Raw genomic sequence first — 14,820 nt, forward strand, 5'->3', positions numbered from 1 at the left:
CGATCATCACCATCACCGACCGCCAGGGCAACACGCTGAGCTGGGCGACCTCCGGGGGTTCCGGTTTCCGGGGCTCGCGCAAGTCCACCCCGTTCGCGGCCCAGGTTGCCGCAGAGAAGGCTGGGTCCGCCGCCCAGGAGCACGGGGTGAAAAACCTCGAGGTCCTGGTGAAGGGTCCTGGTCCCGGGCGCGAGTCCGCCGTGCGCGCGCTGAACAACGTTGGGTTCAAGATCACCAACATCAGCGACATCACCCCCATCCCGCACAACGGCTGCCGTCCGCCCAAGAAGCGGCGCGTTTAAACAGAATTCGGAGTTTTATCTATGGCCCGTTACATTGGACCGACATGCAAACTGAGCCGGCGGGAAGGTGCCGACCTGGGCCTGAAGAGCCGTGCCCGCGCCCTCGAGACGAAGTGCAAGCTGGACAAGGCGCCGGGGCAGCATGGTGACCGGCGTACCCGCCTGTCCGATTATGGTGTTCAGCTGCGCGAGAAGCAGAAGCTGCGTCGCACCTACGGGGTGCTGGAAAAGCAGTTTCGCAACTACTACAAGGAAGCCTCGCGGCTGAAGGGATCCACCGGCGAGAACCTCCTGCGCCTGCTCGAGGGCCGTCTGGACAACGTCGTCTACCGAATGGGATTCGGTGGCACGCGCGCCGAGGCGAGGCAGCTGGTGTCACACCGGTCGATCCTGGTCAACGGCCGTTCGGTGAACATCCCCTCCTATCAGGTCTCCCCGGCCGATGTGATTTCGGTCCGCGAAAAAGCCCGGCAGCAGGTCCGGATTCGGGATGCGATGACACTCGCCGAACAGGCGGGTCTGCCGTCCTGGATCGAGGTGGAGAGCAGCAAGTTCGAAGGCGTGTTCAAGGCCTTCCCCGATCGTTCCGATCTGCCGGCCGATATCAACGAATCGCTGGTTGTGGAGTTGTACTCCAAGTAAACCCTGCCGGCAGGAGAGGACATGCAAGCGAACGAACTGGTCAACAAGCAGCACATCGAAGTCGAAGCCGAAAACCGCAACAAGGCGAAGGTCGTCCTGGAGCCGCTGGAGCGTGGTTTCGGTCATACCCTCGGCAACGCCCTGCGGCGCGTGCTGCTGTCCTCGATCACCGGGGCCGCGATTGTTGAGGTCGAGATTGAGGGCGTGCTGCACGAGTACTCCACGATCGAGGGTGTGCAGGAGGACGTTGTCGACATCCTGCTGAACCTGAAGGGCGTGGCGCTGCGGATGCATGCTCGCGAGGAAGCGGTGCTGTCGCTGCGCAAGAAGGGCCCCTGTGTGGTGACCGCCGGCGACATCAAGCTCGATCACGACGTCGAAGTGGTGAACCCGGACCACGTGATCGCGACCATCACCAAGAACGTGGAACTGGCGATGTCGCTGCGCCTGCGCAGCGGTCGCGGGTATGAGCCGGTGGTGATGCGGCGGCAGGTCGACATGGAAGAGACGACCATCGGGCGGCTGATGCTCGATGCCAGTTTCAGCCCGATCCGTCGGGTCGCCTATCGGGTCGAGAGCGCCCGGCTGGCGCAGCGGACCGACATGGACCGCCTCGTCCTGGAACTCGAAACCAATGGCGCGGTGGCACCGGACGATGCGGTGCGCCAGGCGGCAGGAATCCTGCAAAGCCAGTTGGCGCCGTTCGTGGACCTCAAGGAAACCGCGCGCGATACCCGAATCCAGACGGGGGGTGCCGTCGATCCAGTATTGCTGCGTCCGGTGGATGAACTCGAATTGACGGTGCGTTCGGCCAACTGTCTGAAGGCGGAGAACATCTACCACATCGGTGATCTGGTGCAGCGCACCGAGGTCGAACTGCTGCGGACCCCGAATCTCGGAAAGAAGTCGCTGACCGAGATCAAGGATACGCTGGCCAGCCATGGTCTGTCCCTGGGGATGCGCCTGGAGAACTGGCCACCCCCGGGGCTGCAGGACGCCCCTGAATAAAACCGGCCCAGGCCGCACTTACGAACCTAGGTAACTCTTATGCGTCATCGCAACATTGGTCGGCAACTGAGCCGAAACAGCTCTCATCGCAAGGCGACACTGCAGGCGCTGACCGTCTCCCTGCTGCGCTATGAATTGATCAAGACCACGCTGCCCAAGGCCAAGGAGCTGCGCAGGGTGGCCGAGCCGCTGATCACCCTGGGCAAGAAGGATTCGGTGCATACGCGCCGGCTGGCCTTCGCGAGGCTGCGGGACAAGGAAATGGTCGGGAAGCTGTTCACCGATCTGGGGCCGCGCTTCCAGGCCCGTCCGGGCGGCTACCTGCGCATCCTGAAGTGCGGCTACCGCGCCGGTGACAATGCACCGATGGCGTATGTCGAACTGCTCGACCGTCCGGAGCCGTCCTCCGCCGACTGATCGGTTAAATCAGGTGTCGCAAGTGAAACGAAGCCGGCCGCGAGCCGGCTTCGCAGTTTGTTGGGATGTCTATGCGGCTAGGGGAGCCGTGGAGTTGGGTGCCGGGGGTTCGGGCATTCACCGGCCATGGACGGCCGGTGCATAGCGCCCATGGATGGCTTGAGCGTGCCCGAACCCCCGGCACCCAGCTCCACGGCGAAGGGCAAGGTGCCAGGTACTCGGTGGCCGCTGAACGTCTTTTGAAGCCGCGACCGCGCTATGCGGTCTTGGATTTCCCTGCGTCTTGGGCAGGTTCCGGGTTGCGCAGGAGGATCGGACCGAGGAAGCGTCCGGTGTGGCTGGCGGGCGATTCGGCCACCGTTTCCGGGGTTCCTGCCACCAGGATCTGCCCGCCACGCTCGCCGCCTTCGGGGCCGATGTCGATCAGCCAGTCGGCGGTCTTGATCACATCGAGGTTGTGCTCGATGACGACCACAGTGTTTCCATGGTCGCGCAGTCGGTGCAGCACTGCGAGCAGTTGCTCGACGTCCTGAAAGTGCAGTCCGGTGGTGGGTTCGTCGAGGATGTAGAGGGTCCGCCCGGTATCGCGCTTCGAGAGTTCCCGGGCCAGCTTGATGCGCTGCGCCTCGCCACCGGACAGCGTGGTCGCGTTCTGCCCCAGTTGCAGGTAGGCCAGCCCGACGTCCATCAGGGTTTCCAGCTTGCGCCGTATCACCGGGACCGCGCGGAAAAATTCGAGGGCGTCCTCGACCGTCATTTCGAGGACTTCGTGTACGTTGCGGCCCTTGTAGCGCACCTCCAGCGTCTCGCGGTTGTAACGCTGGCCGCGGCAGACGTCGCAGGGGACGAACACGTCCGGGAGGAAGTGCATTTCCACCTTGATCACGCCGTCGCCCTGGCAGGCTTCGCAGCGCCCCCCGCGGACGTTGAAGGAGAATCGGCCAGGCTTGTAGCCGCGCGAGCGCGCCTCGGCGGTAGACGCGAACAGGTCACGGATGGGCGTGAACAGGCCGGTATAGGTCGCCGGGTTCGAACGGGGCGTGCGGCCGATGGGGCTCTGGTCGATGTCCACGACCTTGTCGATCCAGTGCAGGCCGTCGATGCCGTCGTGCGCCGCCACGTCGTGGTCGCTTCGGTGCAGTTCATTGGCCACCGCGGGATACAGGGTATCGTTGACCAGGGTCGACTTGCCCGATCCCGAGACGCCGGTTACGCAGGTCAGCAGCCCGACGGGGAAGGACGCGTCGATCTGCTTCAGGTTGTTGCCACGGGCACCGCGGACGGTCAGCAGGCGGTCCGCGGCCGGCGGGGTGCGCTGCTTCGGGATCGGGATGGCCCTGCGACCGGTCAGGTAGTCTCCGGTCAGCGAACGCGGGTTCTGCTCGACCTCGGTCGGGGTGCCACTGGCCACGATTTCGCCCCCATGGCGTCCGGCGCCGGGCCCGATGTCGACCACATAGTCGGCTCGGCGGATGGCCTCTTCGTCGTGTTCGACCACGATCACGGTGTTGCCGAGGTCGCGCAGGTTGATCAGGGTACGGAGCAGGCGCTCGTTGTCGCGCTGGTGCAGGCCGATGGAAGGCTCGTCCAGGATGTACATCACGCCCACGAGTGCCGATCCGATCTGGGAGGCAAGCCGGATCCGCTGCGCCTCGCCGCCGGAGAGCGTCTCGGCGGAGCGGTCCAGGGTCAGGTAATCCAGGCCGACATCGACCAGGAAACCGAGGCGGGCGTCGGTCTCGCGGACGATCTTTTCCGCGATCCGGGCGAAGCGGCCGGGGAGCCGCAGGCCCTGGAAGAAGTCCCTGGCCTCGGTCACGCTCATGCGCGTCAGTGCGGGCAGGTTGCGCCCGTTGATGAAGACATTTCTCGCCGCTGCATTCAGCCGCGTGCCGTTGCACTCCGGGCAGGTATGGCTGGCGAGATAGCGGCCGAGTTCCTCGCGCACGGCCGGGGAGTCCGTCTCCCGGTAACGCCGCTCGAGGTTCGGGATCACGCCCTCGAATCTCCGCATCTCGGCACGGGGCTGCCCGTCTCCGCCCGGATAGGCAAAGCGGATCTTCTCCACGCCGGAACCGTGCAGGATCACCGCGCGCACCGAAGCGGGAAGCGCGGCCCACGGCGTCTCCACATCGAAGCCGTAATGACGGGCAAGGCTCTGCAGCATGCTGAAATACCAGGCATTGCGCCGGTCCCAGCCGCGGACCGCGCCCCCGGCGAGGCTGAGCTCCGGGACCCCGACCACCCGCTCCGGGTCGAAGGATTGGCGCACGCCCAGGCCGTCGCAGGCCGGGCAGGCCCCTGCCGGGTTGTTGAAGGAGAACAGCCGCGGTTCCAGTTCCCGGATGGCATAGCCGCACACCGGGCAGGCGAAGCGTGCCGAGAAGACGAGGGGCGCGCGCTCGGGTTCGTCCATCCACGCCACCAGGGCCAACCCCTCGGCAATCCCTGTGGCGGTCTCGAAGGACTCTGCCAGGCGCTGGCGCAGGTCGTCGCGTACCTTGAAGCGGTCGATCACGATCTCGATGTCGTGCTTCCGCTTCGGGTCGATCGGAGGCAAGGCGTCGAGGTCGCAGACCTCGCCGTTGATGCGCGCGCGCAGGAATCCCTGGGCTCGCATCGCCTCGAGCTGGCGAAGATGCTCGCCCTTGCGCCCGCGCACGATCGGGGCCAGCAGCATCAGCCGATCTCCCTGCGGCAGTGCCAGCACCTGGTCGACCATCTGCGAGATGGTCTGGGCCGCAAGCGTCTCGCCGTGTTCCGGGCACCGCGGTTCGCCGGCTCGCGCAAACAGCAGGCGCAGGTAGTCGTAGATCTCGGTGATGGTTCCCACGGTGGAGCGGGGATTGTGCGAGGTGCTCTTTTGTTCGATCGCTATCGCCGGAGACAATCCCTCGATCAGGTCGACATCGGGCTTTTCCATCATCGACAGGAACTGCCGCGCGTAGGTGGAAAGGCTCTCCACGTACCGCCGCTGGCCCTCCGCGAACAGCGTGTCGAAGGCCAGGGACGACTTGCCCGAGCCGGAAACGCCGGTCACCACGATCAGCTTCTCCCGCGGCAGGTCGAGGTCGACGTTCTTCAGATTGTGCGTGCGTGCGCCGCGGATCCGGATCGTGGCCATGTCTTCTCCGCATTGATGACGTTCTTGCGCTCAGCCGATGATGGTATCACTCGCGGGGGATCCTCTTGGTTTTCCGGCTTGGGGAGGAGGAGTACCGCGCCGGTGCGCTGCCTGCGGGACGCCGTGAATACATCCCTGTAGGCCTGACGGCAGGAACCCTGCTGCGGGCAAAGTGAAACGACGGCCACACTTGCCCCTACGCTCTCACTTATGGAGTGCGGGAGCTTGCTCCCGCTATTTCGGTGTCGGGGATACCCCAGCTCCTCACAGCGGCGGCAAGCCGCCGCACTCCATAGTCGCTGCCACTTTCATCATTCGGCGTGATGTGCTCCGAGGCATGAGATTTACCGGCGGGAGGACGGCCGGCCAGCCCCGTTCGGTGCCGCCGGGCTCTTGCCAACGATCCCGCCGGCGTCCGGTTCCCTGTAAGATGCGGCACGGTTCCCCCATCGTTCCAGGATCGACCGCTTCGCCCATGACGCCCTCCGAACTGCGTGCCACCTCCGGACTCGCCGCCATCTATTCGGTGCGCATGGCGGGGCTGTTCATGGTGTTGCCGGTGTTCATGCTCTATGCCGATGTGCTGCCGGGGGCGACACCCTTTCTGATGGGGCTTGCGCTGGGCATTTATGGCCTGACGCAGGCCCTGCTGCAGATCCCGTTCGGCATGATCTCGGATCGTGTGGGCCGCAAACCCCTGATTGCCCTGGGTCTGCTGCTGCTGATCGTGGGCAGCATCGTCGCCGCACTGGCCGAATCGGTCTACGGCATCATCCTCGGTCGCGCGTTGCAGGGCGCCGGCGCCGTGGCCGCCGTGGTCCTGGCGCTGACCGCCGACCTGATTTCCGAGGAGCGGCGTACCCGGGCCCTTGCGGTGATCGGCCTGACCATCGGCCTGACGTTCACCGCCGCCATGGTGCTCGGCCCCGTGGTGGACCGGATGTTCGGGCTGTCCGGGATCTTCTGGCTCACCGCAATTCTCGGTGGCGTCGCGCTTCTGCTGCTGTTCTTCTGGGTGCCGGTGCCCGCCCGGTGTCGGCCGCACCCGGACATGGTCCCGGTGCCGGGAGGCCTGCGGCACGCATTGCGGGAACCGGAACTGCTGCGGCTGAACGTCGGCATCTTCATCCTGCACATGACGCTGGCGGCAAATTTCCTGGTTCTGCCGCTGATGCTGGTGGAACGCCTCGAACTCGCTTCCGAATTCCATTATCAGGTCTATCTGCCGGTGCTGGTCCTGGGCTTTCTGCTGATGATCCCCGCAGTGATTTACGCGGAGCGCCGCCGTGCTCTGAAGCCGGTGCTGATCGGTGCGATCGGGTTGTTGGTGGGCGTTCAGCTGTTGCTGCCCTTTGCTGCAACCTGGCTCCTGCTGGGGATTGCGCTGGTGCTGTTCTTCGCCGCCTTCAACCTGTTGGAGGCGGCGATGCCATCCCTGGTCGCCAAGACCGCGCCCGTCGCGGAGAAGGGGACCGCGATGGGCCTGTTCTCGACCAGTCAGTTCCTGGGCATCTTCGCGGGGGGGGTCCTGGGCGGCCTCGCCCTCACCTACGTCGGGGTTGCCGGGGTCTTCGGCCTCGGTCTCGCGGCGGCGGTCGTGTGGCTCCTCGTCGCGGCCACGATGGCGCCCCCCAGTCACCTCTCGAATCGGGCCTATGCGCTGCCGAAGCCCTGGATGGCTGCAGAAGGCGAGTTGAGCGGTCGCCTGAATGCGCTGCAGGGCGTGGCGGAAGCGCGCGTCAGTGCCCGCGAGGCGGCCGTTTACCTGAAGGTGGACCCTGCCAGCTTCGATGAGCACGCTCTGCGTGACGTGCTGATGGGGCATTCCGCGGCACGGGCCTGAGGGCCAGCCTTCAGGCTCGAGCCGCACAGGAATCGCTTTCCCATTGCGGCTTGGTTCTGGCCGGAGTGTGCTTGTTCTACCGCATCGCCATGCCTGCTTGCTACACTACGGGATCCCGTCCAGCGAGCGAACGACAAGGAGCAGCCATGGCCCGCGGAGTGAACAAGGTAATCCTGCTCGGCAACCTCGGAGCCGACCCCGAAAAGCGTGAGACCCCTTCCGGGCTCACCATCACCAACCTGCGTCTTGCGACCAGCGAGCAGTGGACCGACAAGCAGTCCGGCGAGAAGCGGGAAAACACCGAGTGGCACCGGGTCGTACTGTTCGGGCGGCTCGGCGAGATTGCCGCGCAATATCTGAGCAAGGGCTCGCAGGTCTACATCGAGGGCCGAATCCAGACCAATAAGTGGCAGGGTCAGGACGGGCAGGACCGCTATACCACCGAGATCATTGCAAGCGAGATGCAATTACTTGGATCGCGTGGTGCTGGCGGCGGGGGCGGTCCCGGTGGCGGTTATTCCAACGAGCAGGGTGGTCGCGGAGACGGCGGCCAGGGATCCTCCTGGGGTTCCCAGAGCGGAGGCGGCAGCGGGCCATCGGGGGGCCGAGGCATCCAGGACGATGACGTCCCGTTTTGACCGCGGGGATCGAGCAGCGCCATCCGGGGCCGGCATGATACGCAAAGTCTACATCCAGACCCACGGCTGCCAGATGAACGAGTACGATTCCGGCCGGATGCTCGACGCGTTGCGCGAACTGCACGGCGCGGAGGTCACCGAAGATGCGGCGAGTGCCGACCTGCTGCTGCTGAATACCTGTTCGATCCGCGAGAAGGCCCAGGAGAAGGTGTTTTCGCTCCTGGGTCGCTGGCGTGCACTGAAGGAGCTTCGACCGGAGATCATCATCGGCGTCGGCGGCTGCGTGGCGAGCCAGGAGGGTGCGGCGCTGCGCGAGCGGGCTCCGTTCGTGGATATCGTCTTCGGGCCCCAGACCTTGCACCGGCTGCCTGCGCTGATTCAGCAGGTGCGTGGCAACCGCAAGCCGCTGGTGGACATCAGCTTCCCCGAGATCGAGAAGTTCGACCGCCTGCCGGAACCGCAGGCGCGGGGCGCGAGCGCTTTCGTCTCGGTGATGGAGGGTTGCAGCAAGTACTGCAGTTTCTGCGTGGTGCCCTACACCCGGGGTGAAGAGATCAGTAGGCCCTTCGATGACGTGATCGCCGAGGTCGCCGGTCTCGCCGCGCAGGGCGTGAAGGAGATCAACCTGCTGGGTCAGAACGTGAATGCCTACCGCGGCCCGATGCACGATGGCGACACGGCCGATCTGGCCCTGCTGATCCACTACGTCGCCGAGGTGGAGGGGATCGAGCGCATCCGTTTCACGACCTCCCACCCGGTGGAGTTCTCTGACCGGCTGATCCAGGCCTATGCCGACCAGCCGAAGCTGGTCAGCCATCTGCATCTTCCGGTGCAGAGCGGCTCCGACCGCATCCTGGCGCAGATGAAGCGCGGACACACCATTCTGGAATACAAGTCCAGGATCCGCCGCCTGCGCGCCCTGCGTCCGGATCTGGACCTGTCCTCGGATTTCATTGTCGGCTTCCCCGGCGAGACCGATGACGACCATGCGGCGACCATGCGCCTGGTCGAGGAGCTTCGCTTCGATTTTTCGTTCAGCTTCATTTACAGTCCGCGGCCCGGAACACCCGCCGCGAGCCTGCCCGATGACGTCCCGATGGCGGTGAAGAAGCTGCGCCTGCAGGAGTTGCAGGCCCTGATCGAGGCACAGGGCAGGGCCCGCAACGAGGCCATGGTCGGCGGTGTCCAGCGCGTGCTGGTCGAGGGCCCATCCCGGCGCGAGCCGACGGAGCTCGCGGCGCGTACGGCGAACAACCGGGTCGTCAATTTTGCAGGTCCGGCCGAGCTGATCGGCAGCATGGTCGACCTTCACATCACGGACGCCCAGCCGCATTCGCTGCGCGGAGTCCTTGCGGAGAGCGGCCTCGTTGCCGCCGGAGTGCCCTTCCCGGCTCATGCCCCAGAATCGCGCTGACTTCACGCTGGACCCGGGCGACCAGGAGACGCTGTCGCGCCTGTCCGGCCCGCTGGATGCCCACCTGCGCCTGATCGAGTCGCGGCTCGGCGTCGATGTTCACAACCGTGGCGCGCGCTTCAACGTCACGGGTCCCGAGGCCATGGTGCCGGCCGCCGCCTCCCTGATTCAGGAACTGCACCGCATGGCGCAGGACGAGCCGGTGACCCTCGAGCAGGTCCACACCGCGCTGCAGGCAGCGCATCTGGCAGACCTTCCCGGTGAGGAACCACGGGAGCCGGTGCTGCGCCTGCGACGGGCCGTGATCCGCGGGCGAGGGCCACGGCAGATCCAGTACCTGAGCGCGATCGGCCGCTACGACCTGATTTTCGGTGTCGGGCCGGCAGGTACCGGGAAAACCTATCTGGCGGTCGCCGCGGCCGTCGCGGCGCTGGAGCAGGATCGGGTCCGGCGCCTGGTGCTGGTGCGCCCGGCGGTGGAGGCGGGCGAGCGGCTGGGCTTCCTTCCCGGCGACCTGGCGCAGAAGATCGATCCCTATCTGCGGCCCATGTACGACGCTCTGTACGAACTGCTCGGCTTCGATCACGTGGCGCGCCTGATGGAGCGTCAGGTCATCGAGGTGGCGCCGCTGGCCTACATGCGTGGGCGGACATTGAACGAGGCCTTCATCATTCTGGACGAGGCGCAGAACACGACCGTGGAACAGATGAAGATGTTCCTGACCCGCCTCGGCTTCGGTTCCACAGCGGTGGTCAACGGTGACGTGACACAGGTCGACCTGCCACGAGGGCAGATGTCGGGCCTGCGTCATGCCGCGGGGATCCTGGAGGGCGTGGACGGGGTCAGCATCACGCGTTTCCAGGCCGAGGACGTGGTGCGCCACCCCCTGGTGCAGCGCATCGTCGAAGCCTATGCCACCCACGAACCGCCCCCTGACTCCGGCACCGGTGCTTGAGGTGCGGGTGCAGTACGCGCTGCCCAGGGCCGGCTGGCCCGCCCCCCGTACCCTGCATCAGGCGGCGCGGGCCGCCTGGCGCGGGCAGGGCGCGGCGCAGGTGCTGCTGCGCGTCGTGGACGCCGAGGAGGGCAGGCATCTCAATGAGGCCTTCCGCGGCAGGCAGGCCGCGACCAACGTCCTGTCGTTTCCAGCGCCACCCGAGGCGACCGTCCCCGGAGATCCCCTTTTTCTGGGCGACATCGTGCTGTGCGCGCATGTTCTCGCCGGCGAGGCGAGGGAACAGCACAAGCCCCTGGCAGCGCACTTCGCGCACATGATCGTGCATGGCATGCTGCACCTGCAGGGTCTGGATCACCAGACCGCGGCCGAGGCCGAGGCGATGGAGACGATTGAGCGGGAAATGCTGGACGGGTTAGGCTATCCGGACCCCTACGAGGAGTTACCCTGAACATGACTGGTACCCGCCGTTGCCGTTCGGGATCTCCCGCGAGGCCACGGGAGCAGGATCCGCAGGTCATGAGCCATGGTTCCCCGGCCCTCCGTGCCCCGTCGGGATATGGCTGCTGTCCAGTGAACTGGCTGCCCCGCATTCCGTGCCGGCCTGAAATCGATGCCTGAATCCAGCCGCTCCGAGGTCGCCCCCCTCCGCGGTCTGATCGATCGTCTGGGCTCCATGATCTCCAGCGAGCCGCGCGACAGGATGCAGCTCGTCGAACTCCTGCGCGGCGCCCATGCGCGGGAACTGATCGACCCCGAGGCCCTGACCATGCTCGAGGGCGTGCTCAACGTCGCCGAGATGCAGGTCCGCGACATCATGGTACCCCGTGCGCAAATGGACATCGTGCGCCGGGATGCCACCCTGGAGGAGATCCTGCCGGAGGTGGTGTCCTCCGCGCATTCGCGTCTCCCCGTGATCGTCGACAGCCGTGACGAGGTTGCCGGAATCCTGCTGGCCAAGGACCTGCTGCGTTTCTTCCCCGGTGCCAACGAAGACGCTTTCGACATGCAGGAAATCCTGCGGCCTGCCGTGTTCGTGCCCGAGAGCAAGCGGCTGAACGTGCTGCTGAAGGAGTTTCGGCTCAGCCGCAATCACATGGCCATCGTCGTGGATGAATACGGCGGCGTCGCGGGGCTGGTCACCATCGAGGACGTGCTGGAGCAGATCGTCGGGGAGATCGAGGACGAGCATGACGTCGACGACTACCTCACCCAGATCATGCAGCACCCGGGCGGCCGTTATACCGTCAAGGCACTGACTCCGATCGAGGAGTTCAACACCTACTTTCAGACCGGGTATAGCGAGCAGGACTTTGACACCATCGGTGGCCTGCTGTTGTCGCGCTTTGGCCATGTCCCGCGCCGCGGCGAGAGCGTCGTGCTGGACGGTATGCAATTCCGCGTGCTGCGAGCCGATAACCGGCGCCTGCATCTGGTGGAGATGCGCCGGGTCCAGGAACCGGTCCAGCGTGATCCCTCGGCTTCCTGACCGGCGTAACCGATGACCCGGCCCCGCGGCGAGGGGTCGAAGCCGGTCCGGGCGCCGGAGCCGTTGCTGTGGCTCGCGGGCAGACCTCTGACGGGGTGGTCCGCCACGGGTCTGTCCGTTCTTGCCGGCGCGGTCCTGGTGCTGGCCTTCGCCCCCTTCGACCTCCATCTGCTGGCACCGCTGGCACTGGCGCTGTGGTTCGCCGTTCTGCGTGGGGCGACCCCCCGCGCGGCCCTGCGCCACGGCTATGCCTTCGGGCTCGCCTTCTTCGGCTTCGGGGTTACCTGGATCTTCAACAGCCTGCTGATTTTTGGCGATGCGCCCTGGCTGGTCGCGACCCTGGTGACCTTGCTTTTCGTGCTTTGCCTCGCGCTGTATCCCGCACTGCTGGCCTGGAGCCTGACGCGGTATCTCGGTCCTGCGCCACTGGCCTCCTGGCTGCTTGCGCTCGTGGCCGGATTCGTGATCCTGGAGCTGTTGCGCGGCTGGTTGTTTTCGGGTTTCCCCTGGCTGCTGGTGGGGCACGTGCTGCTGGACAGTCCCGCGCGCGGCTGGCTCCCGGTCGTCGGAGAGGCCGGGGGTGCATTGCTGGTCGGGTTGCTTGCAGCCGTGCTGGTGCTGGCCGCCGCCCGTCGTTTCAGCGCAGGCGCGCTGCTGCTGGCAGCGCTGCTGGCCGCATCGGCGGCGGTGTTGCCATGGCGCTGGGTGGAGCCGGCCGGCCCGAGCCTCAGCGTCGGTATCGTACAGGGCAATATCGAGCAGGCCCGCAAGTGGGAGGAAGACGGGGTACGGCACGCGATGTCGCGGTATACCGGGATGAGCCAGGAGGCCGCGGGCGTCGATCTGCTGGTGTGGCCGGAGACGGCCATCCCCGCGTTCTACTTTGAGGTCGACTCCGAGCTGGAGCAATTCTCGGCGACAATGGAGGAGGCCGGCACCGAGCTGGTGATCGGCATCTTCGACTACGATCCGGTCGACCGGTCGATGTACAACAGCATTCGTCATATTCCCAGCGCGGCAACCTACGACAAGCGTCAGCTGGTGCCTTTCGGCGAGTATCTGCCGCTGCGGGATCGCCTTGCCTGGCTGGACCGGCTGCTCGACATCCCGATGTCCGACCTGAGCGCAGGCACCGGCAGCGGACGGGTCGAGATGGCCGGGCAGGTGGCAGGCCTTTCGATCTGTTACGAGGCGGCCTACGCCCGGCGTATTCGCACGGCCCTGCCGGAGGCGGGCTTCCTGCTGAACGTGAGCAACGACGCCTGGTTCGGCGCAACCCTGGCGCCGCACCAGCACCTGCAGATCGCGCGGGTACGCTCGCTGGAGATGGGCCGGCCGATGATCCGCTCGACCAACACGGGCATCTCGGCCCTGATCGACGCCGAGGGCCGGGTGACCGCCCAAGCCGGCCTGTTCACCAGCGAGGTCCTGCGCGGCGAGATCCAGCCGCAGCAGGGCCATACTCCCGCTGCCCGTTTCGGTCCCTGGCCGGCCGTGCTGCTGGCGCTGCTGCTGTTGCTGCCCGCGCTTCGCTCCCTGCGCAGGGCCTGATTACTCCGAACCCTCCGGCGACGGCCCCCCCCGGTGAAAGCGCGTGTGACGGCAATGGGGGCAGGGCGGGATGCGCCCGACCCGGGACATGTGCGTGGTGCCGCCGCAGTCCAGACAGGTCAGTTCGCCGGGTCCGGTGATCTCCCCGGTATGCCATTCGCCGACCCGATAGGCCCGGGCCGCCAGCGCTGCGAGTTCCACCTTGGTGCGGTCGGCCACCGAACCCAGGGCATTCAGTATTCCCGCCTCGATCAGCGCAAGGTCGATACGAAGCCATTCGCGCCAATCGGAACTGCTGGATTCCAGGAAGGCGCCCAGATCGTGGAGATCCCGGCGCACGTACTCCATCACCTGCTCCGTCTCCTCCGTACTCAGATGTTCCGCCGCCTCGACCTTCTTCCGGGCATTTTCCAGCATCTCGTTCAGCGCGACGCTGCTGCGATCCGAAAGGGCCTCGAGTTCTTCCGCCACCAGCTTCAGCATCTCGCTGTATGCCTTCTCCAGCCGGTCTTCCCGCGGGCTCCCGTTTTCGCTCATTTCCTCGTCTCCTCGACTACTTCCTACGCTTAACTTAGCACGACGGCACGCGGTCGAGGGGGCGCCCGTGCCGTCGCCCGCAGTGCCCGATGCTTCGGCAACCCTGGTCGGCGCCCCCCGCGATCCCGCCAGCCGCCTTTCCCCGCTCCGCAGCGGCCCGGCGCCCTCTATAATCCGGGTGAAAAGCCCCGGGAGATCCGTCGTGAACCTGACCCCCATCGAGCCCACCGCTGTCGTCGAGGGCTACCTCGACGCCCTGGCAGCCCGCGATACCGCCGGCGCCCGCAGGTATCTGGTGGACAACGGTTTCGAGTACCGCAGCCCGATCGGGCATTTCCAGAGCGCCGACGAGTTTTTGGACAACATGGGGGGCGTGGCGGCGATCCTGCACAACCTCGGGATCGTCCACCGCTTCGCCCAGGACGACGTCGTCTGTCACGTACTCGACGTGACCGTGAACATGACCGGCCACCAGACGCAGCGCGTGGTGCAGTTGGCGCGGGTGCGTGATGGCAGGATCGTCCGCCTCGAGGTGATCTTCGATGCCAGCGAGTTCAGCCGGATGATCGGCGCGGGTGGTGAATCCTGAGCCTGGCAAAGGGGCTCTGCCGGCTCTCAACGAACGGGTCCGAAGGCGGACCCGGTAACGCGCGAAAAAGGGGAAGCAGATGCCGTATGTCAACATTCGGATCACGGACGAAGGGGTCACCAGGGAACAGAAGGCGGAACTGATCGCGGGTGCGACGGAGTTGCTGCGCCGCGTCCTCGGCAAGAACCCCGCGACCACGGTCGTGGTGATCGACGAGGTCGCCACGGACAACTGGGGCATCGCGGGCGAGATGGTCACCGAGCGAAGACAGCGGGGCGAGTGACGCGGCCCGAGGGTATCGCACCAGGCGT

The 14,820-nt window shown here is 66.1% G+C and carries 15 protein-coding genes; 13 read left to right on the forward strand and 2 right to left on the reverse strand.

Going from position 1 to position 14,820, the window contains the following annotated elements:
- The 4 genes from rpsK to rplQ all read left to right on the forward strand — a co-directional run.
- Window positions 1–302: 30S ribosomal protein S11 (gene rpsK / locus EA346_RS06380; RefSeq protein ID WP_296756796.1), on the forward strand; the 302-nt coding region annotated here is incomplete at its 5' end.
- Between the two features lie 21 nt (window positions 303–323).
- The gene (gene rpsD / locus EA346_RS06385; protein ID WP_296756798.1) at window positions 324–944 is read left to right on the forward strand and encodes a 30S ribosomal protein S4; all 621 of its coding nucleotides are present in this window, start codon (window positions 324–326) and stop codon (window positions 942–944) included.
- A gap of 21 nt (window positions 945–965) precedes the next feature.
- Window positions 966–1,952, forward strand: a complete 987-nt coding sequence (gene rpoA / locus EA346_RS06390; RefSeq protein WP_296756800.1) for a DNA-directed RNA polymerase subunit alpha — start codon at window positions 966–968, stop codon at window positions 1,950–1,952.
- 39 nt (window positions 1,953–1,991) lie between these two features.
- Window positions 1,992–2,369, forward strand: a complete 378-nt coding sequence (rplQ, locus tag EA346_RS06395; protein ID WP_296756802.1) for a 50S ribosomal protein L17 — start codon at window positions 1,992–1,994, stop codon at window positions 2,367–2,369.
- Window positions 2,370–2,625: 256 nt separating this feature from the next.
- On the opposite strand, the gene uvrA is transcribed toward rplQ, so the two are convergent.
- Window positions 2,626–5,493: an excinuclease ABC subunit UvrA gene (gene uvrA / locus EA346_RS06400; protein WP_296756803.1), complete on the reverse strand. Its 2,868-nt coding sequence runs from the start codon at window positions 5,491–5,493 to the stop codon at window positions 2,626–2,628.
- Window positions 5,494–5,968: 475 nt separating this feature from the next.
- On the opposite strand from uvrA, the gene EA346_RS06405 reads away from it, so the two are divergent.
- The 7 genes from EA346_RS06405 to lnt all read left to right on the forward strand — a co-directional run bounded on the left by EA346_RS06405 (window position 5,969) and on the right by lnt (window position 13,383).
- Window positions 5,969–7,336: an MFS transporter gene (locus EA346_RS06405; RefSeq protein ID WP_296756805.1), complete on the forward strand. Its 1,368-nt coding sequence runs from the start codon at window positions 5,969–5,971 to the stop codon at window positions 7,334–7,336.
- Window positions 7,337–7,482: 146 nt separating this feature from the next.
- Window positions 7,483–7,974, forward strand: coding sequence for a single-stranded DNA-binding protein (gene ssb, locus EA346_RS06410; protein WP_296750239.1), 492 nt, complete (start codon window positions 7,483–7,485; stop codon window positions 7,972–7,974).
- 34 nt (window positions 7,975–8,008) lie between these two features.
- Entirely contained in the window at window positions 8,009–9,388 is a 1,380-nt protein-coding gene (gene miaB / locus EA346_RS06415) for a tRNA (N6-isopentenyl adenosine(37)-C2)-methylthiotransferase MiaB (protein ID WP_296756807.1), read from the forward strand.
- Complete coding sequence (locus tag EA346_RS06420; protein ID WP_296756810.1) at window positions 9,369–10,343, forward strand: PhoH family protein; 975 nt, start codon at window positions 9,369–9,371, stop codon at window positions 10,341–10,343. The genes miaB and EA346_RS06420 overlap by 20 nt, the downstream gene beginning before the upstream one ends.
- On the forward strand, window positions 10,336–10,794 hold the full coding sequence (ybeY, locus tag EA346_RS06425; protein ID WP_296756812.1) for an rRNA maturation RNase YbeY: 459 nt from the start codon (window positions 10,336–10,338) through the stop codon (window positions 10,792–10,794). The genes EA346_RS06420 and ybeY overlap by 8 nt, the downstream gene beginning before the upstream one ends.
- A 162-nt stretch (window positions 10,795–10,956) precedes the next feature.
- The gene (locus EA346_RS06430; protein ID WP_296756814.1) at window positions 10,957–11,832 is read left to right on the forward strand and encodes a transporter associated domain-containing protein; all 876 of its coding nucleotides are present in this window, start codon (window positions 10,957–10,959) and stop codon (window positions 11,830–11,832) included.
- Between the two features lie 63 nt (window positions 11,833–11,895).
- The gene (gene lnt, locus EA346_RS06435) at window positions 11,896–13,383 is read left to right on the forward strand and encodes an apolipoprotein N-acyltransferase (RefSeq protein ID WP_296756861.1); all 1,488 of its coding nucleotides are present in this window, start codon (window positions 11,896–11,898) and stop codon (window positions 13,381–13,383) included.
- On the opposite strand, the gene EA346_RS06440 is transcribed toward lnt, so the two are convergent.
- Window positions 13,384–13,920, reverse strand: a complete 537-nt coding sequence (locus tag EA346_RS06440; protein ID WP_296756816.1) for a zinc ribbon-containing protein — start codon at window positions 13,918–13,920, stop codon at window positions 13,384–13,386. It abuts the gene before it with no gap.
- 202 nt (window positions 13,921–14,122) lie between these two features.
- On the opposite strand from EA346_RS06440, the gene EA346_RS06445 reads away from it, so the two are divergent.
- Window positions 14,123–14,509 carry a nuclear transport factor 2 family protein gene (locus tag EA346_RS06445; protein WP_296756818.1) on the forward strand — a complete coding sequence of 129 codons (387 nt, stop codon included), beginning with the start codon at window positions 14,123–14,125 and terminating at the stop codon, window positions 14,507–14,509.
- Window positions 14,510–14,588: 79 nt separating this feature from the next.
- Window positions 14,589–14,792 carry a 4-oxalocrotonate tautomerase family protein gene (locus tag EA346_RS06450; RefSeq protein WP_296756821.1) on the forward strand — a complete coding sequence of 68 codons (204 nt, stop codon included), beginning with the start codon at window positions 14,589–14,591 and terminating at the stop codon, window positions 14,790–14,792.
- Window positions 14,793–14,820: the final 28 nt, after the last annotated feature.

The organism is Thioalkalivibrio sp. (assembly GCF_007692535.1).
Taxonomy (GTDB): domain Bacteria; phylum Pseudomonadota; class Gammaproteobacteria; order Ectothiorhodospirales; family Ectothiorhodospiraceae; genus Thioalkalivibrio.